The 19149-nt window shown below is 61.8% G+C and carries 23 protein-coding genes; 10 read left to right on the top strand and 13 right to left on the bottom strand.

Annotation, left to right across the window (positions count from 1 at the left end; genetic code table 11):
- A partial coding sequence (locus ATY78_RS09525; protein ID WP_141105615.1) for an IS3 family transposase occupies positions 1–100 on the top strand: 100 nt, incomplete at its 5' end.
- 92 nt (positions 101–192) lie between these two features.
- Here ATY78_RS09525 and ATY78_RS09520 read toward each other — a convergent pair.
- The 4 genes from ATY78_RS09520 to ATY78_RS28530 all read right to left on the bottom strand — a co-directional run bounded on the left by ATY78_RS09520 (position 193) and on the right by ATY78_RS28530 (position 3685).
- Positions 193–2331 carry a sodium-translocating pyrophosphatase gene (locus ATY78_RS09520; RefSeq protein ID WP_088682101.1) on the bottom strand — a complete coding sequence of 713 codons (2139 nt, stop codon included), beginning with the start codon at positions 2329–2331 and terminating at the stop codon, positions 193–195.
- A 198-nt stretch (positions 2332–2529) separates the two neighbouring features.
- Entirely contained in the window at positions 2530–3012 is a 483-nt protein-coding gene (gene nusB / locus ATY78_RS09515) for a transcription antitermination factor NusB (RefSeq protein ID WP_088677105.1), read from the bottom strand.
- A gap of 3 nt (positions 3013–3015) precedes the next feature.
- Positions 3016–3471: a 6,7-dimethyl-8-ribityllumazine synthase gene (locus tag ATY78_RS09510; RefSeq protein ID WP_088677104.1), complete on the bottom strand. Its 456-nt coding sequence runs from the start codon at positions 3469–3471 to the stop codon at positions 3016–3018.
- Positions 3472–3517: 46 nt separating this feature from the next.
- On the bottom strand, positions 3518–3685 hold the full coding sequence (locus tag ATY78_RS28530; RefSeq protein ID WP_190237426.1) for a hypothetical protein: 168 nt from the start codon (positions 3683–3685) through the stop codon (positions 3518–3520).
- A 132-nt stretch (positions 3686–3817) separates the two neighbouring features.
- On the opposite strand from ATY78_RS28530, the gene ATY78_RS09505 reads away from it, so the two are divergent.
- From ATY78_RS09505 to ATY78_RS09495, 3 genes are all read left to right on the top strand, one after another.
- A complete protein-coding gene (locus ATY78_RS09505; RefSeq protein WP_088682100.1) occupies positions 3818–4177 on the top strand; it encodes a hypothetical protein in 360 nt (119 codons plus the stop codon).
- Positions 4178–4288: 111 nt separating this feature from the next.
- Complete coding sequence (locus ATY78_RS09500) at positions 4289–4792, top strand: cupin domain-containing protein (RefSeq protein WP_088682088.1); 504 nt, start codon at positions 4289–4291, stop codon at positions 4790–4792.
- A gap of 25 nt (positions 4793–4817) precedes the next feature.
- Positions 4818–5333, top strand: coding sequence for a GNAT family N-acetyltransferase (locus ATY78_RS09495; protein ID WP_088682099.1), 516 nt, complete (start codon positions 4818–4820; stop codon positions 5331–5333).
- Here ATY78_RS09495 and ATY78_RS09490 read toward each other — a convergent pair.
- From ATY78_RS09490 to ATY78_RS09460, 7 genes are all read right to left on the bottom strand, one after another.
- Positions 5314–5934 carry a riboflavin synthase gene (locus ATY78_RS09490; RefSeq protein ID WP_088682087.1) on the bottom strand — a complete coding sequence of 207 codons (621 nt, stop codon included), beginning with the start codon at positions 5932–5934 and terminating at the stop codon, positions 5314–5316. The two genes, ATY78_RS09495 and ATY78_RS09490, sit on opposite strands and share 20 nt — an antisense overlap.
- On the bottom strand, positions 5934–7067 hold the full coding sequence (ribD, locus tag ATY78_RS09485; protein WP_088682086.1) for a bifunctional diaminohydroxyphosphoribosylaminopyrimidine deaminase/5-amino-6-(5-phosphoribosylamino)uracil reductase RibD: 1134 nt from the start codon (positions 7065–7067) through the stop codon (positions 5934–5936). The genes ATY78_RS09490 and ribD overlap by 1 nt, the downstream gene beginning before the upstream one ends.
- Before the next feature lie 3 nt (positions 7068–7070).
- Positions 7071–7547, bottom strand: coding sequence for a transcriptional regulator NrdR (gene nrdR / locus ATY78_RS09480; protein WP_088677088.1), 477 nt, complete (start codon positions 7545–7547; stop codon positions 7071–7073).
- Positions 7548–7556: 9 nt separating this feature from the next.
- Complete coding sequence (gene glyA, locus ATY78_RS09475) at positions 7557–8855, bottom strand: serine hydroxymethyltransferase (RefSeq protein WP_088682085.1); 1299 nt, start codon at positions 8853–8855, stop codon at positions 7557–7559.
- Positions 8856–9073: 218 nt separating this feature from the next.
- Positions 9074–10375 carry a L,D-transpeptidase family protein gene (locus tag ATY78_RS09470; RefSeq protein ID WP_088682084.1) on the bottom strand — a complete coding sequence of 434 codons (1302 nt, stop codon included), beginning with the start codon at positions 10373–10375 and terminating at the stop codon, positions 9074–9076.
- A 437-nt stretch (positions 10376–10812) separates the two neighbouring features.
- Positions 10813–11328 (bottom strand): MarR family winged helix-turn-helix transcriptional regulator, encoded by a 516-nt coding sequence (locus ATY78_RS09465; protein ID WP_008522155.1) that lies wholly within the window; start codon positions 11326–11328, stop codon positions 10813–10815.
- 129 nt (positions 11329–11457) lie between these two features.
- On the bottom strand, positions 11458–11895 hold the full coding sequence (locus tag ATY78_RS09460; protein ID WP_088682098.1) for a DUF6163 family protein: 438 nt from the start codon (positions 11893–11895) through the stop codon (positions 11458–11460).
- 131 nt (positions 11896–12026) lie between these two features.
- Here ATY78_RS09460 and hemB point away from each other — a divergent pair, with 131 nt between their 5' ends.
- From hemB to ATY78_RS09430, 6 genes are all read left to right on the top strand, one after another.
- Positions 12027–13040 (top strand): porphobilinogen synthase, encoded by a 1014-nt coding sequence (gene hemB / locus ATY78_RS09455; protein ID WP_088682083.1) that lies wholly within the window; start codon positions 12027–12029, stop codon positions 13038–13040.
- Between the two features lie 73 nt (positions 13041–13113).
- Positions 13114–13572, top strand: a complete 459-nt coding sequence (locus tag ATY78_RS09450) for an RDD family protein (RefSeq protein ID WP_088682082.1) — start codon at positions 13114–13116, stop codon at positions 13570–13572.
- Between the two features lie 182 nt (positions 13573–13754).
- Positions 13755–14531, top strand: a complete 777-nt coding sequence (locus tag ATY78_RS09445) for an arginyltransferase (RefSeq protein WP_088682081.1) — start codon at positions 13755–13757, stop codon at positions 14529–14531.
- A complete protein-coding gene (locus tag ATY78_RS09440) occupies positions 14532–15413 on the top strand; it encodes a DMT family transporter (protein ID WP_088682080.1) in 882 nt (293 codons plus the stop codon).
- A 60-nt stretch (positions 15414–15473) separates the two neighbouring features.
- Positions 15474–15695 carry an AbrB/MazE/SpoVT family DNA-binding domain-containing protein gene (locus ATY78_RS09435; protein ID WP_088682079.1) on the top strand — a complete coding sequence of 74 codons (222 nt, stop codon included), beginning with the start codon at positions 15474–15476 and terminating at the stop codon, positions 15693–15695.
- Positions 15695–16084, top strand: a complete 390-nt coding sequence (locus tag ATY78_RS09430; protein ID WP_088682078.1) for a type II toxin-antitoxin system death-on-curing family toxin — start codon at positions 15695–15697, stop codon at positions 16082–16084. Before ATY78_RS09435 ends, ATY78_RS09430 begins: the two co-directional genes overlap by 1 nt.
- On the opposite strand, the gene ATY78_RS09425 is transcribed toward ATY78_RS09430, so the two are convergent.
- Both ATY78_RS09425 and parC read right to left on the bottom strand, forming a co-directional pair.
- On the bottom strand, positions 16074–16532 hold the full coding sequence (locus ATY78_RS09425) for an SRPBCC domain-containing protein (RefSeq protein ID WP_088682077.1): 459 nt from the start codon (positions 16530–16532) through the stop codon (positions 16074–16076). The genes ATY78_RS09430 and ATY78_RS09425 overlap by 11 nt on opposite strands.
- Positions 16533–16745: 213 nt before the next feature.
- Positions 16746–19001: a DNA topoisomerase IV subunit A gene (gene parC, locus ATY78_RS09420; RefSeq protein WP_088682076.1), complete on the bottom strand. Its 2256-nt coding sequence runs from the start codon at positions 18999–19001 to the stop codon at positions 16746–16748.
- Positions 19002–19149 lie beyond the last annotated feature (148 nt).

The raw sequence follows: 19149 nt of genomic DNA, 5'->3' as shown, positions 1-19149 counted from the left end.
CTATATTCGGTATTACAACAACGATCGCATCAGGCTAAAACTCAAAGGGCTGAGCCCTGTTCAATACAGGACTCAGCCCTTAAATAATCCCAGCCAATAAACCGTCCAACTTTACGGGGTCAGTTCAATCGCTCCGGCGGGTTTTTTAGTGATCGGGTATGGCACCTAAGCGAACCGCGGTGCTTGGATGCATCAACCGGCGAGAACGGCGAGAAGCAGCAACGCGACGATGTTGGTGATCTTGATCGCCGGATTGACGGCGGGGCCGGCGGTATCCTTGTAGGGATCGCCGACGGTATCGCCGGTGACGGAGGCCTTGTGCGCATCCGAGCCCTTCATGTGACGTACGCCGTCCTTGTCGACGAAACCGTCCTCGAAGCTCTTCTTGGCATTGTCCCAGGCGCCGCCGCCTGAGGTCATCGAGATGGCGACGAAGAGGCCGTTGATGATGACCCCGAGCAGTGATGCGCCGAGGGCGGCGAAGGCCGAGGCCTTGGAGCCGGAGATGAGCAGCACGCCGAAATAGACGACGATGGGCGCCAGCACCGGCAAGAGCGATGGCACGATCATCTCGCGAATGGCGGCCTTGGTCAGAAGGTCGACGGCCTTGCCGTAATCCGGCTTTTCCGTGCCCTGCATGATGCCCGGCTTCGCCTTGAACTGACGACGCACCTCCTCGACGATCGAGCCGGCGGCGCGGCCGACGGCCGTCATGGCGATGCCGCCGAAGAGATAGGGGATCAGGCCGCCGAAAAGCAGGCCGGCGACGACATATGGGTTCGACAGTTCGAACGAGATTTCGCCGATGTTGGCGAAATAGGGATATTGGTCGCCATGGGCCGCGAAATACCGCAGGTCGTTGGCGTAGGCGGCAAAGAGCACCAGCGCGCCGAGACCGGCGGAACCGATCGCGTAGCCCTTGGTCACTGCCTTGGTGGTGTTGCCGACGGCGTCGAGCGCGTCGGTCGACTTGCGCACTTCCGGCGGCAGGTGCGACATTTCGGCGATGCCGCCGGCATTGTCGGTGACCGGGCCGAAGGCGTCGAGCGCAACGATCATGCCGGCCAAGCCGAGCATGGCGGTGACCGCGATGCCGGTGCCGAAGAGGCCGCCGAGCTGATAGGTCGCAAGAATACCGCCGACGATGACGATCGCCGGCAGGGCCGTCGATTCCAGCGAGACCGCCAGTCCCTGGATGACGTTGGTGCCGTGGCCGGTCACCGACGACTGGGCAATCGAAACGACGGGACGCTTGCCGGTGCCGGTGTAATATTCGGTGATGACGACGATCAGCGCGGTGACGACGAGGCCGACGAGACCGCAGATGAACAGGTTCGTGCCGGTGACGTCGGCGCCGGCGACCGTGCCGAGCGAGCCCCAGCCGACCGTCAGCGAGGTGGCGGCGCCGAGACCGATGATCGACAGCAGGCCGGTGACGATGAGGCCCTTGTAGAGAGCGCCCATAATCGAACCGTTCGAGCCGAGCTTGACGAAGAAGGTGCCGATGATCGAGGTGATGATGCAGGCGCCGCAGATCGCCAGCGGATAGATCATCGCAGACTGGAGGATCGGCGCGCCGGCAAAGAAGATCGCGGCGAGAACCATGGTGGCGACGACGGAGACCGCATAGGTCTCGAATAGGTCGGCGGCCATGCCGGCGCAGTCGCCGACATTGTCGCCGACGTTATCGGCAATCGTTGCCGGGTTGCGCGGATCGTCCTCGGGAATGCCGGCTTCCACCTTGCCGACGAGGTCGCCGCCGACGTCGGCGCCCTTGGTGAAGATGCCGCCGCCGAGACGGGCGAAGATCGAGATCAGCGAAGCGCCGAAGCCGAGCGCCACGAGCGCATCGATGACTTCGCGCGAGCCGCTCTCATGTCCGAGCCCGGCGGTCAAAATGGTATAGTAGATGGAGACGCCGAGCAGCGCGAGGCCTGCCACCAGCATGCCGGTGATGGCACCCGATTTGAAGGCGATGTCGAGGCCGGCGGAAAGGCTCGCGGAGGCCGCCTGGGCAGTGCGCACATTGGCGCGAACGGAGACGTGCATGCCGATGAACCCGGCAACGCCGGATAGTACGGCGCCGATCAGGAAGCCGATGGCGGCCGTGGCGGAAAGAAGCAGCCATGCTGCGATGAAAACGACGACGCCGACTATGGCAATGGTCTTGTACTGGCGGGTCAGATAGGCTTGGGCGCCTTCACGGATATAACCCGCGATCTCCTGCATGCGGCTGTTGCCCTGATCGGCGGCAAGCACCGACCGGGTTGCCCAGGCGGCATAGACCACCGAGAGCAGACCGCATGCGATTACGCATAAAAGAATGGTCATTTCGCTCTTTCCTCCCATAGGCCGGAGCTCACTCCTTCTCCGGCAAATACGCCGCCGACTCGCCTTCCTCTCCACAGAAATGCCACAGCTAAGCGGTCCGGAGATTGCGTGGTCGATCACGTGGCGTCAAGTCCGCAACGGGCGAAAACCATTGCGGCGCGAAGAAAGACGCAGGGAGATTGTTTGGCGGCTAAGAGCTTATTTCTTCGCCTCGCCGCGGACCTGCTTTGCGATCCGGTCGAGCACGGCGTTGACGAGCTTCGGCTCGTCGTCCTCGAAAAAGGCCTGTGCGATCTCGACATATTCGGTGACGATGACCGCCACCGGAACGTCCTTGCGGTCGGTGAGCTCGAAAACGCCGGCGCGCAGGATGGCGCGCACGGTGCTGTCGAGGCGCGACAAGGCCCAGTCATCCTGCAGGGCTGCGGCAATCAGCGGATCGAGACGGACCTGATCGCGCACGACACCGGAGACGATGGAGCGGAACCAGCCGGCATCGGCCTTCAGATAAGTCGCGCCGTCGAGTTCCTGGCCGAGGCGGTGCGCCTCGTATTCGGCCACGATTTCCAGAACGCCCGTGCCGCCGACATCCATCTGATAAAGCGCCTGAACGGCAGCCAGGCGGGCAGCGCCCCGCTGGTTCGCAGTCTTGACCGGCCGTTCCGTCTTGTCGTCGTTCATTCGTTATGCACCCAGTTTCTGCTTCAGCTCGATCATCGTCAGAGCCGCGCGAGCGGCAAAGCCGCCCTTGTCCTTTTCCGAGCGGCGTGCGCGCGCCCAGGCCTGTTCATCGTTTTCCACGGTCAGGATGCCGTTGCCGATGGCAAGGGATTCACTGACCGCGAGATCCATCAAAGCGCGCGAGGATTCGTTCGATACGATATCGAAGTGATAGGTCTCGCCGCGGATGACCATGCCGAGGGCGACATAGCCGTCATAGTGTGTGCCGCCATTGTCGTCCCCATCGAGCGACATGGCAATCGCCGCCGGAATTTCCAGCGCGCCGGGAACGGTGACCACCTCGTAGGTAGCGCCGGCTTCCTTGAGCGCAAAGGTCGCGCCTTCGAGCAGCGCGTCGGCCATGTCGTCGTAGAAGCGGGCTTCGACGATCAAAATATGGGGAGCGGTCTCTCTCGACATGGTTCACCTTCGGTTCGTGGGACATTTTCCACTCGGCAGGCCGCGGTCAAAACACGCCTTCGGGCGAATGGCAAGCAATTTCGCCCGATGCCGCAACACGGAAAGAGGAAATATCCGCAAAGGGATAGCCGCACAATCCGTACACAACGGGACGAGCGTTGCGCGCCGGCTTTGCCGGATGCCTGGAAAACGGCAATTCGAAGGCGATTTCCATGAAGAATTTTTAATGGTTTTTCAGTGGCTTAAGCCATTGAACTAAGAGGGGCGGAGCGCCAATTCCATGTCGTGACACCGACGATCCCCTGCAACGACAGCCGACCGTCAAAGCAGATGAAAGGATATGATCATGAACCGAATTGTCACCGTCACCCTCGCCGCAGCTCTCTCCTCCATGGCATTTGCCGGCGTCAGCCGGGCCGAAAGCCTTGGGATGAACACCACCCAGGGCATCGAGCATACGCTCAGGACCTTCCAGGGCAATGATTTCAACGTCGAGCAGGTTTACAATTGGCGCAATAGCGACGACGGGACGACCGGTCCGCGCTCGGCACCTGAGCGTTCCGACCAGGCCATTCACGGCATCCAGGCCTCGATCGACGCCAACAGGTCGCTTGCTCACCGGCTCAACAACGAGGGCGTCGACGTCCGCAACATCGTCAACGCCGAACAGGCGGCCGACGGAAGCCTGACCTTCTACGTCCGCTGACGGCTTCCCGCATGGGCGGCGTCTCCTCTCCGCCCATGCGGGGATCTCAGAAAAACTCATTGAATTTTTTTCCCGCTATGATGGTTTCTCTCCCTGCAACAGGAGGACATCATGGCGACGGAATCGAAAGCGGTGATCAATATCGCCGATCTCAAGCTCGACCATTGGAAACAGGGTGAGCTCTACGAAGGCGCCGACGCCTCGTTCGGCGCCCTTCTCGGCCTTGCCGGCCTCGGCATCAGCTACAATGAGGTGCCGCCGGGAAAATCGAGCTGTCCCTTCCACAATCACCATGTCGAAGACGAACTTTTCTACGTGATGTCAGGCGCCGGCGAATACCGTTTCGGCGACGAGCGCCATGCGATCAAAGCAGGCGACGTGCTCGGCGCACCGGCCGGCGGGCCGGAAACGGCGCACCAGATCATCAATTCAGGCACGGTGACACTCGTCTATCTCGGCATTTCGACGATGGCGAAGACGGAGATCGTCGAATATCCCGATTCCGGAAAGTTCCTTGCCAAGACCAACAGGGATGGCGCCAAGCCCGGACGCTTCCGCCATATCGGGCGGCCGGAAAGCCACCTCGATTATTGGGACGGCGAACCCGGCGCCTGAGAGGGTGATTTTCAAAGGATCAGATGTGACCGACATTCCGACACTCGAAACGGAGCGGCTGACGCTTCGCCCTCACGGCCTCGACGATTTCGAGGCGCATGCGGCGCTATGGGCGGACGAGGATGTCGTTCGCTTCATTACCGGCGCGCCATCGACGCGCGAGCAGAGCTGGAGCCGCATGCTGCGCATTGCCGGCATGTGGCACCATATGGGTTTCGGCTTTCTCGCGATCGTTGAAAGGAAGAGCGGCCTCTTCATCGGCGAAGCGGGCTTCCTGGAAGCCCGCCGCGAGATGGAGCCCTCGATCGAGGGCACGATGGAGGTCGGCTGGGCGCTGATGCCCTCGGCGCACGGGCGCGGTTACGCCACCGAAGCGCTGACGGCCCTGATCGGCTGGGCGGATATGCATTTTCCGGGAAAGCCGATGAGCTGCATCATCAGCCCGGAAAACGAGGCGTCGCTCAGGGTGGCAGCCAAGCTCGGCTTTCGCCAGACGGCGCGCACGCAGTATAACGGCGAGATCATTCAGTTTTCGCGGTAGGGAATTCGGCCAGCCTGGCGGCATAACGCGCCATGGTATCGACTTCGAAATTGACGAAATCGCCGGCCTTGCGATCGCCCCAGGTGGTGACCTCGAGCGTATGGCGGATGAGCAGGACGTCGAAATCCGTGCCATCGACCGCGTTGACGGTCAGCGAGGTGCCGTCGAGTGCGATCGACCCCTTGGGAGCGACGAATTTCGCCAGATGTTCGGGCGCGCGCAGGCGGTAACGCGTGGCGTCGCCCTCCGATGTCACCGAGAGGATCTCCGCCTTGCCATCGACATGGCCGGATACGATATGGCCGCCGAGTTCATCGCCGATCTTCAGCGACCGTTCGAGATTGATGCGGCTGCCTTCGCGCCATGTGCCGATCGTCGTCAGCCGCAGCGCCTCTTCCCAGGCTTCCACCTCGAACCAGCGGCCATTGCTGCCTTCCTGCGGCAGGCCGGTCACGGTGAGGCAGATGCCGGAATGGGAGATGGACGCGCCCATATCGATGGTCGAGGGATCATAAGCGGTCGTGACGCGCAGCTTGATGCCTTCCTTCAACGCCGAAACGGATTCGATCGTACCGATATCAGTGACAATTCCGGTGAACATCAATTCTCTCTTTCATATTTGTCCAGGCGATCAGCGCCGTATAGAGACGTGCCCCGATGGGTGAAACCGGATGGTATGTCGGTTGCCCGCAGGGGGGATTCAATACCGCCCTCGCCGACGACGAGAGGCGCCTGATAGAGCTGGATACGGTCGACGAGGCCTGCATCGAGGAAAAGCCGGGCAGTCTTGGCGCCCCCTTCGACCAGAAGCGAGGAAATGCCGCGCGTGGCAAGGGCCGGCAGCAGGACTTCGGGATGGTAGGGATTGCAGTAGACGATTTCGACGCCGGCGGCTTCGAGGGCGGTGCGGCGGGATTGAATGTCGGCGAGGCCGGTGGGTGGGGTACCGTCCGCCTCCGAGCCGAGCGGTGAAATCTCTTCACTCGCCACCACGATGACCGGCACGTCGCGCGCTGTCGCAACCAGCTTGCTCGTCAGCGGCAAGGCCAGATTGGGATCGAGCACAATGCGAACAGGCGACTGCGCCTCGAGCCCCGGAGTGCGCACCGTCAGCAGCGGATCGTCCGATATCGCCGTGCCGATGCCGACGAGGATCGCATCGGTTTCGGCGCGCAGCGCCTGGACCTGGGCGCGGGCCTCTGGCCCCGTAATCGCCACCTGCCCTGCCCCCTGGCGGCCGATCATGCCGTCGGCGGAAACGGCAAGCTTGAGAGTCACATAGGGACGGTTCTTAGTCTGGCGGGTGAGATAGGCGGCAAGCGAATGCCGGCCCTCCGCCTCCAGCACGCCGGCATCTACCTCGATGCCCGCATCGCGCAGCATGGCGATGCCGCGGCCGGAGACGCGGGGATCGGGATCGGTGACGCTGATGACGACGCGGGCGACGCCATAGGCAATCAAAGCCTCGGCGCAGGGCGGCGTCTTGCCATGGTGCGAGCAGGGTTCGAGCGTGACATAGGCCGTTGCGCCGCGGGCAAGCTCGCCGGCTTCCGCGAGCGCCTGCGGCTCGGCGTGCGGGCGGCCGCCGAGGGCGGTCACGGCGCGGCCGACGATGGCGCCATCCTTGACGATCAGGCAGCCGACGGAAGGGTTGGTGGCGGTACGGCCGAGATGCTGACGAGACAGACGGATCGCCGCCGCCATGAAACGTTCGTCATGCGGCGTGATGCTCATGGCTCATCCGTCCAGCGGGTCGCGGGCGATCTTGGCGTTGATTTCCGAAATGACTTTCTCGAAATCCTCGGCAAGCGAGAAATCCCGATAGACCGAAGCGTAGCGCACGAAGCCGACATCGTCGAGGCTCTTCATGGCTTCGAGCACCTGAAGACCGATCTGCTCGGAGGAAATCTCGGTCTCGCCGGAGCTTTCAAGCCGGCGGACGATACCGGAAACGGCGCGCTCGATGCGGTCCCGCTCGACGGGCCGCTTACGCAGCGCCACTTCGAAGGATCGCACCAGCTTTTCGCGGTCGAAAGGCACCTTGCGACCGGTTTTCTTGGTGACCATCAACTCGCGCAGCTGCACGCGCTCGAAGGTGGTGAAACGGCCGCCGCAATCCGGACAGATGCGCCGCCGGCGGATGGACGTATTGTCCTCCGCCGGACGCGAATCCTTGACCTGGGTATCTTCCGAACCGCAATAGGGGCAGCGCATCCCTACTCCTTACCCCATGTAGCCATACAAGGGGAAGCGGTCCGTGAGGTTGACCACCTTGCCGCGCACGGCGGCTTCGACGGCAGCGTTGCCTTCATCCGAATTGGCGACCTTCAGGCCGTCGAGAACCTCGACGATGAGATTGCCGATTTCGCGGAATTCGGCTTCCTTGAAGCCGCGGGTCGTGCCTGCCGGGGCACCCAGGCGCACGCCCGAGGTGACGAAGGGCTTTTCCGGGTCGAAGGGAATGCCGTTCTTGTTGCAGGTGACGTAGGCGCGGCCGAGCGCTGCCTCGGCGCGCTTGCCGGTGGCGTTCTTCTTGCGCAGGTCGACGAGCATCAGGTGGTTGTCGGTGCCGCCGGAGACGACGTCGAGGCCGCCTGCGATCAGCGTTTCGGCAAGCGCACGGGCGTTCTTGACGATCTGGGCGGCGTAGTCCTTGAATTCCGGCTGCAGCGCTTCGCCGAAGGCGACCGCCTTGGCAGCGATGATGTGCATCAGCGGACCGCCCTGCAGACCAGGGAAGACGGCCGAGTTGAACTTCTTGGCGAGATCCTCCTCATTGGTGAGGATGACGCCGCCGCGCGGGCCGCGCAGAGACTTGTGGGTCGTGGTCGTCGCGACATGGCAATGCGGGAACGGCGACGGATGCTGGCCACCGGCGACGAGACCAGCGATGTGGGCCATGTCGACCATCAGATAGGCGCCGACGCTGTCGGCGATCTCGCGGAAGCGCTTCCAGTCCCAGATGCGGGAATAGGCGGTGCCGCCGGCAATGATCAGCTTCGGCTTGTGCTCTTCGGCCTTGCGGGCGACGTCATCCATGTCGAGCAGGTTGTCGCCTTCGCGCACACCGTAGGAAACGACGTTGAACCACTTGCCGGACATGTTGACCGGCGAACCGTGCGTGAGATGGCCGCCCGAATTCAGGTCGAGGCCCATGAAGGTGTCGCCGGGCTGGAGCAGCGCCAGGAACACGGCCTGGTTCATCTGCGAGCCGGAATTCGGCTGGACGTTGGCGAAATTGACGCCGAACAGCTTCTTGGCGCGCTCGATCGCCAGCTCCTCGGCGATATCGACGAACTGGCAGCCGCCGTAATAACGCTTGCCGGGATAACCCTCGGCATATTTGTTGGTCATGATGGAGCCCTGGGCTTCCAGCACGGCGCGGGAGACGATGTTCTCGGAAGCGATCAGTTCGATCTCGTGCCGTTGGCGACCGAGTTCCTTTCCGATCGCGCCGAAGATTTCCGGATCGACGTCCGCAAGCGAGCGATTGAAGAAGGATTCGGTGGAAGCATTGGTCATGGGCGGGCTCCTCAACTGGAATGCGCTGAGGTATTAGCCTTCCGCCGGAGCAAGGGCAATACGAAGAACGACATTTGCTGAGCAAACCGCGCGCTCCTGCCATTTTGCGACAGCATGGCACCGATGAATGGCGGCGACATGAACGCAGGACCCCTTCCGGCATGAAAAAACCGCGCCCGAAGGCGCGGTTCTCAAAATCACGATACTGGGGTCGCCGCTTACTGAACCGGCTGTTCCATGCCGGCCGTGGTGTCGAGCGCGAGCTCGGCATTGCCGTCCATCTGATAGATGTCGTCGCGGAACTGGACGATGCCGTCGGGCATGCCCCAGGCGGAGATGTAGACGAAATAGACCGGAACTTCCGTGGCGAGCTTGATCGGCGTGTTGACGCCGCTCGCGATCACCTGCTCCATCTGCTGGCGGTTCCAGCCCGGCGTCTCGCGCAGCAGCCAGGTCGACAGGTCGCGCACGTTCTGAACGCGGACGCAGCCCGACGATTCGAAACGCATGAGCTTGTTGAACAGGCCCTGCTGCGGCGTGTCGTGCATATACTCGCCGTTCTTGTTGTAGAAGTTGATCTTCGTCGAGGCCATGGCGTTGATCTTGCCCGGATCCTGGCGGAACATCAGGTTCGGCGCCTCGCCGTTCCAGTCGACGGTCTCCGGCGAAACTTCGTTGCCCTTGCCGTCGATCAGGCGGATCGCGTTCTTTTCGAGATAGGTCGGATCCTTGCGCATCAGCGGCATGATGTCCTTCTCGACGATCGAGCGCGGCGCGGTCCAGTACGGGTTGAGGATAACCTCGTAGACCTTGGAATTGACGAGATGCGTCGGGCGGCTGAGACGGCCGACGACCGCGGTATGGCGCGTCGCAACGCTGCCGTCTTCGACGGCTTCGACATAGGCGGCCGGAATATTGACCATCAGGTGGCGGCGGCCGAGATCTTCCGGGAAGGTCTGCAGGCGCACCAGATTGGTGTTCAGCTGCTGCAGGCGCACATCGGCCGGGATGTTCATCGCCTTCAGCGTGAATTCGCCGAGAACGCCGTCGGACGGCAGGCCGTGGCGCGCCTGGAAGCGCTTGACGGCGCCGTCGACATAGGAATCGAAGGCGTTCGACATGCCGGCCTCGCGCGGCAGGTCGCCGGTGATCGCGAGACGCTGGCGCAGCGCCTGGACGGCGGGAGAGGAAACGCCGAGCTGCAGGCGTTGGTCGCCGGGATTGACTTCAGGCCAGCCGCCGGCGGCCGCGATCTGCTGGTATTGCATGATCGCCTGCTGCGCACTCGCGACCGATTGGGGGCCGAGGATCGGCGTGTTGGAAACGACGGCGGTCGCCGTGCGCGAAGCAGCCTTCGCATCGAACTGGTCGTCCCAGTTGCCGCGGCGCGGCGCGTTGATCAGCGTATCGAGCGCCGACTGCGCCAATGCCGGCGCGGCCATCGCGCTGGCGCCAATCGTTGCCGCGGACGCAAGGAAAGCGCGGCGCGAGAGAGCTTCATTTCCGTTTTTCTTCGACATAGTCCCAACCACTGAATGCCGCTATAAAGGAAGCGCGGCGCTTTGCGATATCACTGCGCCGTAACGCAGATCCCTATCCATTCGTTCTCCCGGCACATCAGAAAAGCCCGCCCACCGCATCACAAGATTGCGATGCGAAAGCCTGAACGTTCCTGGTCCATTGAAAGCGCCGGTTGTCAAACACTCCGCTGCCACACCAATATGGCCAATTCGTGTTGTCAGGCCGAGGGCAGCTGCCGATGGCCGAGTTCATCACGCAACGAACCATATGACGGGGTAAATCGTGCCGGTTAATAACGGCTAAAAAACGGCTTGAATACCGGCCTTTACGCTTGGCCGCCGTGCGTTGCAAAGATGCCACGCGAGTGCAAACGGCAAAACCGGACGCGCAGGGAACGCATCCGGTTTTCTTCAACCCTGAAAGGAGGTCTCGGGTCTTAGAGGCGATACAAAATCTGGTCGTTCCAGAAACGATCGAGCCGCTGCAACAGCTTGTTCATCTGGGTGAACTCGTCGGTGCCGATGCCGCCGACTTTGTCGATCGAGGCGATGTGGCGTTCGTAGAGCTTGGCGACCGTTTCGGCGATGTCCTGGCCGGTTTCGGTCAGGCTGATGCGGACCGAGCGGCGGTCGATGCGCGAGCGCTGGTGGTTGATGAAGCCGAGGTCGACCAGCTTCTTGACGTTGTAGGAAACGTTGGAGCCGAGATAATAGCCCCGCGAGCGCAGCTCGCCGGCGGTCAGCTCGGAATTGCCGATGTTGAAAAGGAGCAGCGCCTGGATGGCGTTGACGTCGCTGCGGCCCTGACGGTCGAACTCGTCCTTGATGACGTCGAGAAGACGGCGATGAAGACGTTCAACAAGATGAAGGGATTCCATGTAAAGATCACGGATGCCCTGATCCTGCTGGTCACGGAAGTTGGATACCGCCTGCGGCTTGATTTTCGTATTCATATTGACTGCCTCACTGTTTGATTGGCGGTTTTGTTTTCTTCCCGCCTTGAGTGAGACCCTATCGAATACATATAAAATTCGACTTAAACCGCAGGCTTAATGGAGCCTTACCGGAAACCCCACGTTGTCTCAGGGTAAATCAACGCTTACCTGGCGGCGGTGCCGGCGCTTTTCCAGCCAGAGCAGAAGGCGGAAAATCCAGTAGACGACGGCGACCATACCATGCAGCAGGATGATCAGCTGGTTGGCGCCGAAAATCTCGGGCAGCAGCCCGTGCATCACGATCTGGCCGCCGGCCGCCAGCACCCAGATGACGGGACCCCAGGAGACGGTCAGCCAAAGCCCGAGGGAAGCGACGGGGAACAGCACGGCAAGGCTGATGCTCGCCACCTTCCACGGCAGGCTCAAAAGATCGAAGCGGCCGGTGCCGACCAGCGAATAACCGACGAGCATCGCCCAGTATTGCAGCCCGAACCAGAAGCAGGAGACGGCGACCAGCCTCAGGAAGAGAATGAAGAGAAGATCCGCCAGCGTGCGTTTCGGTATCGTCGGGGAGTCGGTTTCCATAAGCGCAAACATCTGTTCGGGGTTGCATCGTTACAAGCAGTTTTCCGCCGCGGCCAATCGTCCGGTTTGGATTTTCCGGGCGCCATGATAATGAGCGCTCCGATAAATGGAATGGGCTGGGGATAGATATCATGCAGGACAAGACGCATCTCGTCGACGAAATCACCGGCCACCGCCGCATGCGGCGCAACCGCAAGGCGGACTGGACGCGCCGTCTCGTACAGGAAAACCGGCTGACGGTCGACGACCTGATCTGGCCGATCTTCATCGTACCGGGCTCCGGCATCGTCGATCCGATCCCGGCCATGCCGGGCGTCAACCGCATGAGCATCGACAAAGCCGTCGAAGCCGCAAAGGAAGCCGCCGGCCTCGGCATTCCGGCGCTCGCGACCTTCCCGAACATCGAGATGGAGCTGCGCGACGAGACCGGCTCGAACAGCCTCGAAGCCAACAACCTGATCAACCAGGCGACGGCAGCGATCAAGAAGGCCGTGCCCAATATCGGCATCATCACCGACGTCGCGCTCGATCCCTTCACCAGCCATGGCCATGACGGCATCCTGAGAGACGGCGAGATCGTCAATGACGAGACGGTCGATCAGGTGGCGCGCGCCGCCGTGATGCAGGCCGATGCCGGCGCCGACATCATCGCGCCGTCGGAAATGATGGACGGCCGCATCGGCGTGATCCGCATGGCGCTCGATGCCGCCGGCCACCAGAGCGTCGGCATCATGAGCTATGCGACGAAATTCGCTTCCGCCTTCTACGGCCCCTATCGTGAGGCGATCTCGACCGGCGGGCTGCTGAAAGGCGATAAGAAGACCTATTATATCGACCCGGCCAACGGCACCGAGGCGATCCGCGACGCGGCCCTCGACGTCGAGGAAGGCGCCGACATGCTGATGGTCAAGCCCGGCCTGCCCTATCTCGATATCTGCTGGCGCATGAAGGAGGCCTTCGGCCTGCCGACCTTCGCCTATCAGGTTTCAGGCGAATACACGCAGATCAAGGCGGCGGCGATGAACGGCTGGATCGACGGTGAACGGGCGATGCTCGAAACGCTGCTGTCGTTCAAGCGGGCGGGATGCGACGGCATTCTCACCTATTTCGCGGTCGAGGTGGCGAAAATTCTCAGCAAACGGTGAGTATGAGGCGAATTATTGTATTTCGTCCCGCCGATACCATATCAGCGGCATCGCTTTTCCTGAGGAGATTGAGATGAGCTACAACCCCAACCCGCTTTATGCCGCACCGGAGGACTGGCGCGCCTATAGCGGCGTGTTGAGCCGCCGCGTCCTCGCCTTCATCCTCGATTACGTCATCGTGGCGCTGCTCTGGATTCCGGCCGCTGTCGTGCTGTTCTTCCTGTCGATCCTCACGCTCGGCCTCGGCTTCCTGCTTTACCCTGCCCTCTTCGTCATCGTGGCCGGCATTTATTTCGGCCTGACCGTGGGCGGATCGAGCCAGGCCTCGCTCGGCATGCGCGCGATGGGAATCGCGATCGTGCGCGTCGACGGCCGGCCGATGGATTTCCTGACGGCGATCGTGCATCTGGCGCTGTTCTGGATCCTCAACTCGGTGCTGACGCCGCTCATCCTGCTTGCCGGCCTGCTTATCGAGCGCAGCCGTCTCATCCACGACCTGCTGGTCGGCACCGTGACGGTGCGCACGGCCTGAGACCATCGGGCGGAGACGAAATAAAGTCTCCGCCTTCCCTTTGCCGGGTGTTGCAGGCGCTCCATATCTAAAATTAGAAGACTGAAATGAAGGGCAGGAACCGCCCCGCTGTTGACGTTTTCTATTCTTAGGTCATGCTGTCAGAAAACGGCACTGTCTCGACAAGGAAACTTCCGCGACAAATGAATACGCAGACGACGCCATCCCCGCAGTTTTATCTGACGGCTCCGGCTGCATGTCCGTATCTGCCGCATGAGATGGAGCGCAAGGTGTTCACCCATCTCGTCGGTCCGCGCGCCGCCGAGATGAACGACATCCTGACACAGGGCGGGTTCCGCCGTTCGCAGAACATCGCCTACCGTCCGGCCTGCGAATCCTGCCGGGCCTGCGTTTCCGTGAGAATCCTCGCCCAGGAATTCGAGCCGACGAAATCGATGAAGCGGGTGCTCGCCGCCAATTCCGACGTCATCGCCACCGAATTTGCGGCCCAGCCTTCCAGCGAGCAATATTCGCTCTTCCGGCGCTATCTCGATTTCCGCCACCAGCAGGGCGGCATGTCCGACATGACCGTGCTCGACTACGCGATCATGGTGGAAGACACGCATGTGAACACCCGAATCGTCGAATACCGCCGGCGCGAGGAAGGCTCCGGGCTGGAAGAGCGGCCGAAGGGCGAGCTGCTTGCCGCCGCGCTGACCGACACGATGAGCGACGGGCTGTCGATGGTCTATTCCTATTTCAATCCGGGGCTCGAGCGGCGCTCCCTCGGCACCTTCATGATTCTCGACCATGTCAGGCGCACGAAAGCGCTCGGCCTGCCGCATGTCTATCTCGGCTATTGGGTTCAAGGGTCGCGGAAAATGGACTACAAGACACGCTTCCAACCGCAGGAGCATCTGACCCCGCGCGGTTGGGAACGTTTCGACCCCTCCACCATGCCCGAAAGCACCCACGACTGAATGTTACCTTCCGCTCGTTCCGATCACAGGAAGGGCTTGCTGCTGACGGCGATCGGCGGCTTGGCGCTTTCGATGGATATCCCGCTCGTCCGCCTTGGCGACGGCGACATCTGGTCGGTTCTCGGAATGCGAAGTGCGGCAACGGTTCTTGCCACGCTCGTCATCCTTGGAACGATTCGGCTTGCTTCCGGCAAATGGCCGGTCCTGGTTCCGGGGCGACCTGGCCTGCTCGCCGGCCTGCTCTACGGCATCTCCTCCCTCACCTTCGTGCTGGCCGTCTTCAATACGACCACAGCCAATGTCGTCTTCATCGTCGCCTTCAACCCGATGTTCGGGGCGCTTCTTTCCTGGATTTTCCTCAAGGAGAAGCCGCAGGCCGCAACGCTGATCGCCATGCTGTTCATGATATCAGGCGTCGGACTGATCGTCAGCGAAGGGCTTTCCAGCGGCCATTTTTTTGGCGACGCCATGGCGCTTCTCAGCGCGCTCATTCTTGCCGCAGCCATCACGGTCGGGCGCGCCTCGCGCCGGGAAATGGGCTTCGTGCCGCTGCTCGCCGCCATTCTGCCGGCCGCGCTCGGTCTCGCGCAAGCGCTGCCCTCCGGCTTTTCCATCGCCCATCCCGGCTGGATCCTCTTCAACGGCGCCATCATGATGCCCGTTGCCTTCTGGTGCCTTGCGACCGGGCCGCGCTATCTCTCCGCGCCCGAGGTCGGCATGTTCTATCTGCTGGAAACGGTGCTCGCGCCGATCTGGGTCTGGCTGATCTTTGCCGAAACGCCGGCGACGATGACACTCCTCGGCGGCGGCATCCTGGTGGCCGCGATCGCCGGACATTGCTTCTGGATGGTGCGAGGAAAGAGCATCAGGCAACAGGCATGACGCGACGTTGTCGCCTGCTTGGCGACATGTTATAACGGCGTTACCACAGAGGATAGAGCGATGAACGTCACGATCCGCAAGATCGGAAACTCCGAGGGTGTCATCATTCCCAAAGAGGTGCTGGATCGCCTTGGATTGAAAGCAGGCGACTCGCTGGAATTGCAAATGGAAAACGGCGGCATCAATTTGAAACCGGCCGATGAGGATTTGTCCCGTCAGCTTGAGGCGGCGCGCTATTTCATGGACAAATATAAGGTTGCCCTGAAGAAGCTGGCCGAATAATGGCCTTGAAATTCCTGACAAGGCCATTGGTGGAGAGCCTGCAGACGATGCAGATCGAGCGATTCGGCGGGCTTGCCGGACTGCGTGACGAAGGCGCGCTGGAATCCGCTCTCGGCCGGCCGATGCACAAAGCCCATTACGGCTGCGAAGACGTCATCGAACTCGCCGCCGCCTATCTTTTCGGCCTTGCCCGCAACCACGCATTCGTCGACGGCAACAAGCGCATCGCGATCGTTACCGCCGGCGTATTCCTTCTCGAAAATGGCTACGAGATAGAGACCACTGACGCCAATCTCTACGCTTTCGTTCTTGCCGTCGCCGCCGGGGAGATCGACGAGGAAGGCGCGACCCGCTTCCTTCGGGACTTCAGCGTGCCGCTCAACCCGTAGCCTTCAACTGCTGCTGTTCCAGCTCCCTGCCGAGCCCTTCGATGACATGCGCCCAGCCCCGCCGGGTCTTTTCCTCGTGTTCGGCCCACTCGGCGCACATTTCATGGGTCAGCGTCAGGCGGCTGCCGCCGCCGAGAGGCTCGATGTCGATCTCGACACGGTCGCAATTGTGGTCGTGGTCTTCGACCGAGAAGCTGAAGGCCATGTGCCGAGGGCGCTTCAGTTCCAGAAAGACACCCTGATGGAAAGCATCTCCCGTCGGGCGGCGATCGACGATGAAGAAACGGCCGCCGACATGCGGATCAATCTCGGCACGGATGACATGACCGTCATCGGTCGCAAACAGGAAGCGCCGGGCGATTTCGGGGTTGAGCCAGGCGTCATAGACGACAGCGGGCGGCGCCTTGTAGGTGTGGCTGACATGCAATTTTATGGTGCTGGCGGGCATCTTTTTTCCTCCGGTAAGGGCACGCGCGCCTTCCCCAGGCGCACGAGCCACAGCCGTTCCGTCCGCCCACGCAACCGGCCTTCTCTTATTTTTGGTAACAGCAATGAGATAGAGAAGTTCCCGCATCCGCCAAGAGCCGGGCGCGGAATTTACTTCTGCAGCAAATCAAAGCGTTACAGCCCGCACCTAAATTGAGCGCGGCGCTGTAAAAGCTCAGCCCGCGAATTTACCGCTGCGCGGGAAGCCCTTCGGCACAGTGCGGCCGGCGGTGGCGCGGTCGGCAAGCCATTCGGCGAGCTCGTCCTTGTTCTTCGTGAAGGTGCGGCCGGCGCTGTCTTCCCAGACGAGGCCATCCGATATTGCGAAGCATCGGACGTCGGAAATGCCGCCATCCTTGTAACGCTGCAGGCGCACACCCTTGCCGCGTGACATTTCCGGCACCTGCACCAGCGGGAAGACCAGCAGCTTGCGGTTTTCGCCGACGACGGCGACATGATCGCCGCTGACGGGCACGAGCAGTTGCGTTTCCTCGGGCAGCGCGACGTTCATGATCTGCTTGCCCTTGCGCGTATTGGCGACCAACTCGGCTTCGGGAACGACGAAGCCGTTGCCGGCCGTGGAAACGATCAGTTGCTTGCGCGAGGGGTCGTGGACGAAAGCGGTCAGCACCGCCTGGTCGTTATCCATGTCGACCATGATGCGCAGCGGCTCGCCATGGCCGCGGCCGCCAGGCAGCTTGTCGCCGCCGAGCGTGAAGGCCTTGCCGCCCGTGGTGACGATCAGGATCTTGTCCGTCGTCTGCGCCGGGAAGGCCACTTTCAGGCCGTCGCCTTCCTTGAAGGTCAGCGTCGCCGTATCGGCGATGTGGCCCTTCAGCGCGCGGATCCAGCCCTTTTCGGAAATGACGACGGTGATCGGTTCCTTCTCGATCATCGCCTGCTGGATCGCTTCCTCGTCGGCTTCGGGCGCATCGGCGAACTGGGTGCGGCGGCGGCCGACCTCGGTCGCCTTGGCGAACTTCTTCTTCACCTCGCCGATTTCCCAGGCAACCGTCTGCCACTGCTTGTCGTCGGAAGCGAGCAGCGCCTCGATCTCGCCCTTTTCCTTTGTGAGCTCGTCGAACTCCTTGCGGATCTCGAATTCTTCCAGCTTGCGCAGGGCGCGCAGCCGCATGTTCAGGATCGCCTCGACCTGGTTGTCGGTCAGATCCCATCGCGCCATCATGACGGGCTTCGGCTCGTCTTCCTCGCGGATGATGCGGATCACCTCGTCGATGTTGAGGTAGGCGATCAGAAGACCGCCGAGGATTTCGAGACGCCTGTCGATCGCCGCAAGGCGGAAGCGCGAGCGGCGCTGCAGCACCTCGCGGCGATGATCCAGCCACTCCTTCAGCACTTCGTTCAGCGCCATGACCCTGGGAATGCGGCCCATGGACAGGACGTTCATGTTCAGCGGGAAGCGGCTTTCGAGTTCCGTCAGCTTGAACATCGATTCCATCAGGATCGTCGGATCGACGGTGCGGCTCTTCGGCACCAAGACGATACGGATATCCTCGGCCGACTCGTCGCGGATATCTTCCAGCAGCGGCAGTTTGCGGGCGATCAACAGCTCGGCGATCTTCTCGATCAGGCGTGATTTCTGGACCTGGAAGGGAATTTCGGTGACGACGATCTGGTAGCCGCCACGGCCGAGATCCTCCGTCTGCCACTTCGCCCGCACGCGGAAGCCGCCGCGGCCGGTGCGGTAGCTCTCGATAATGCTGTCGCGATTGTCGATGATGATGCCGCCGGTGGGGAAATCCGGGCCGGGAATGAATTCGACGAGCTTTTCGACGGTCGCATCCGGATGTTTGATCAGATGCAGGGCGGCGTCGCAAAGCTCATGGACATTGTGCGACGGGATCGATGTCGCCATGCCGACGGCGATGCCGGACGAACCGTTGGCAAGCAGGTTCGGGAAGGCGCCGGGAAGGACGACCGGTTCGGAATTCGACTCATCGTAAGTGTCGCGGAAATCGACGGCATCCTGGTCGATGCCTTCGAGCAGCAGTTCGGAAACCGCCGTCATCTTCGATTCGGTGTAACGCATGGCGGCGGGGCTGTCGCCGTCGATATTGCCGAAATTGCCCTGGCCATTGACCAGCGTATAGCGCTGCGAGAAATCCTGGGCGAGACGGGCAAGCGCGTCGTAGATCGACTGGTCGCCGTGCGGATGGTAGTTACCCATCACTTCGCCGACGATCTTAGCGCATTTCCTGAAAGCCGCGGTCGGCCGCAGGCCCATGTCGTGCATCGCATAGACGATACGGCGGTGGACGGGTTTCAGCCCGTCGCGCACGTCAGGCAGGGCGCGGTGCATGATGGTCGACAGCGCATAGGCAAGGTAACGCTGCTCGAGCGCCGCCTTGAGGTCGACTGGTTGAATATTGTCGTCGTCTCCGCCGGAAGGCGGCAAAATCTCTTGTCCCATGGGTCCTGACTAGCTCAGAAGAGCCCGGCGGGCAAGGAATCCGGCCTATTGCAGCTGTGGATGAAGTCTTCCGGCCGACATCAAAGGATGAGACAAGCTCATCGCGGCAATTTGGATTTCGTTTGCCCTTCCCTTCAACAAAAAATTA

Source organism: Rhizobium sp. R635 (assembly GCF_002211285.1).
In the GTDB taxonomy this organism is placed as follows: domain Bacteria; phylum Pseudomonadota; class Alphaproteobacteria; order Rhizobiales; family Rhizobiaceae; genus Rhizobium.
Note: the sequence above shows the minus strand (reverse complement) of the source record. Positions and strands in the feature narration are given on the sequence as shown.

Coding starts and splice junctions, on each gene's coding strand:
- ATY78_RS28530 (WP_190237426.1), bottom strand. CDS start 3,685: ATGGAAATCGCCTTCGAATTGCCGTTTTCCAGGCATCCGGCAAAGCCG.
- parC (WP_088682076.1), bottom strand. CDS start 19,001: ATGGGACAAGAGATTTTGCCGCCTTCCGGCGGAGACGACGACAATATT.
- ATY78_RS09510 (WP_088677104.1), bottom strand. CDS start 3,471: ATGTCGAGAGAGACCGCTCCCCATATTTTGATCGTCGAAGCCCGCTTC.
- ATY78_RS09440 (WP_088682080.1), top strand. CDS start 14,532: ATGTTACCTTCCGCTCGTTCCGATCACAGGAAGGGCTTGCTGCTGACG.
- ATY78_RS09430 (WP_088682078.1), top strand. CDS start 15,695: ATGGCCTTGAAATTCCTGACAAGGCCATTGGTGGAGAGCCTGCAGACG.
- hemB (WP_088682083.1), top strand. CDS start 12,027: ATGCAGGACAAGACGCATCTCGTCGACGAAATCACCGGCCACCGCCGC.
- ribD (WP_088682086.1), bottom strand. CDS start 7,067: ATGAGCATCACGCCGCATGACGAACGTTTCATGGCGGCGGCGATCCGT.
- ATY78_RS09500 (WP_088682088.1), top strand. CDS start 4,289: ATGGCGACGGAATCGAAAGCGGTGATCAATATCGCCGATCTCAAGCTC.
- nrdR (WP_088677088.1), bottom strand. CDS start 7,547: ATGCGCTGCCCCTATTGCGGTTCGGAAGATACCCAGGTCAAGGATTCG.
- nusB (WP_088677105.1), bottom strand. CDS start 3,012: ATGAACGACGACAAGACGGAACGGCCGGTCAAGACTGCGAACCAGCGG.
- ATY78_RS09490 (WP_088682087.1), bottom strand. CDS start 5,934: ATGTTCACCGGAATTGTCACTGATATCGGTACGATCGAATCCGTTTCG.
- ATY78_RS09520 (WP_088682101.1), bottom strand. CDS start 2,331: ATGACCATTCTTTTATGCGTAATCGCATGCGGTCTGCTCTCGGTGGTC.
- ATY78_RS09435 (WP_088682079.1), top strand. CDS start 15,474: ATGAACGTCACGATCCGCAAGATCGGAAACTCCGAGGGTGTCATCATT.
- ATY78_RS09470 (WP_088682084.1), bottom strand. CDS start 10,375: ATGTCGAAGAAAAACGGAAATGAAGCTCTCTCGCGCCGCGCTTTCCTT.
- ATY78_RS09460 (WP_088682098.1), bottom strand. CDS start 11,895: ATGGAAACCGACTCCCCGACGATACCGAAACGCACGCTGGCGGATCTT.
- ATY78_RS09445 (WP_088682081.1), top strand. CDS start 13,755: ATGAATACGCAGACGACGCCATCCCCGCAGTTTTATCTGACGGCTCCG.
- glyA (WP_088682085.1), bottom strand. CDS start 8,855: ATGACCAATGCTTCCACCGAATCCTTCTTCAATCGCTCGCTTGCGGAC.
- ATY78_RS09450 (WP_088682082.1), top strand. CDS start 13,114: ATGAGCTACAACCCCAACCCGCTTTATGCCGCACCGGAGGACTGGCGC.
- ATY78_RS09425 (WP_088682077.1), bottom strand. CDS start 16,532: ATGCCCGCCAGCACCATAAAATTGCATGTCAGCCACACCTACAAGGCG.
- ATY78_RS09465 (WP_008522155.1), bottom strand. CDS start 11,328: ATGAATACGAAAATCAAGCCGCAGGCGGTATCCAACTTCCGTGACCAG.
- ATY78_RS09505 (WP_088682100.1), top strand. CDS start 3,818: ATGAACCGAATTGTCACCGTCACCCTCGCCGCAGCTCTCTCCTCCATG.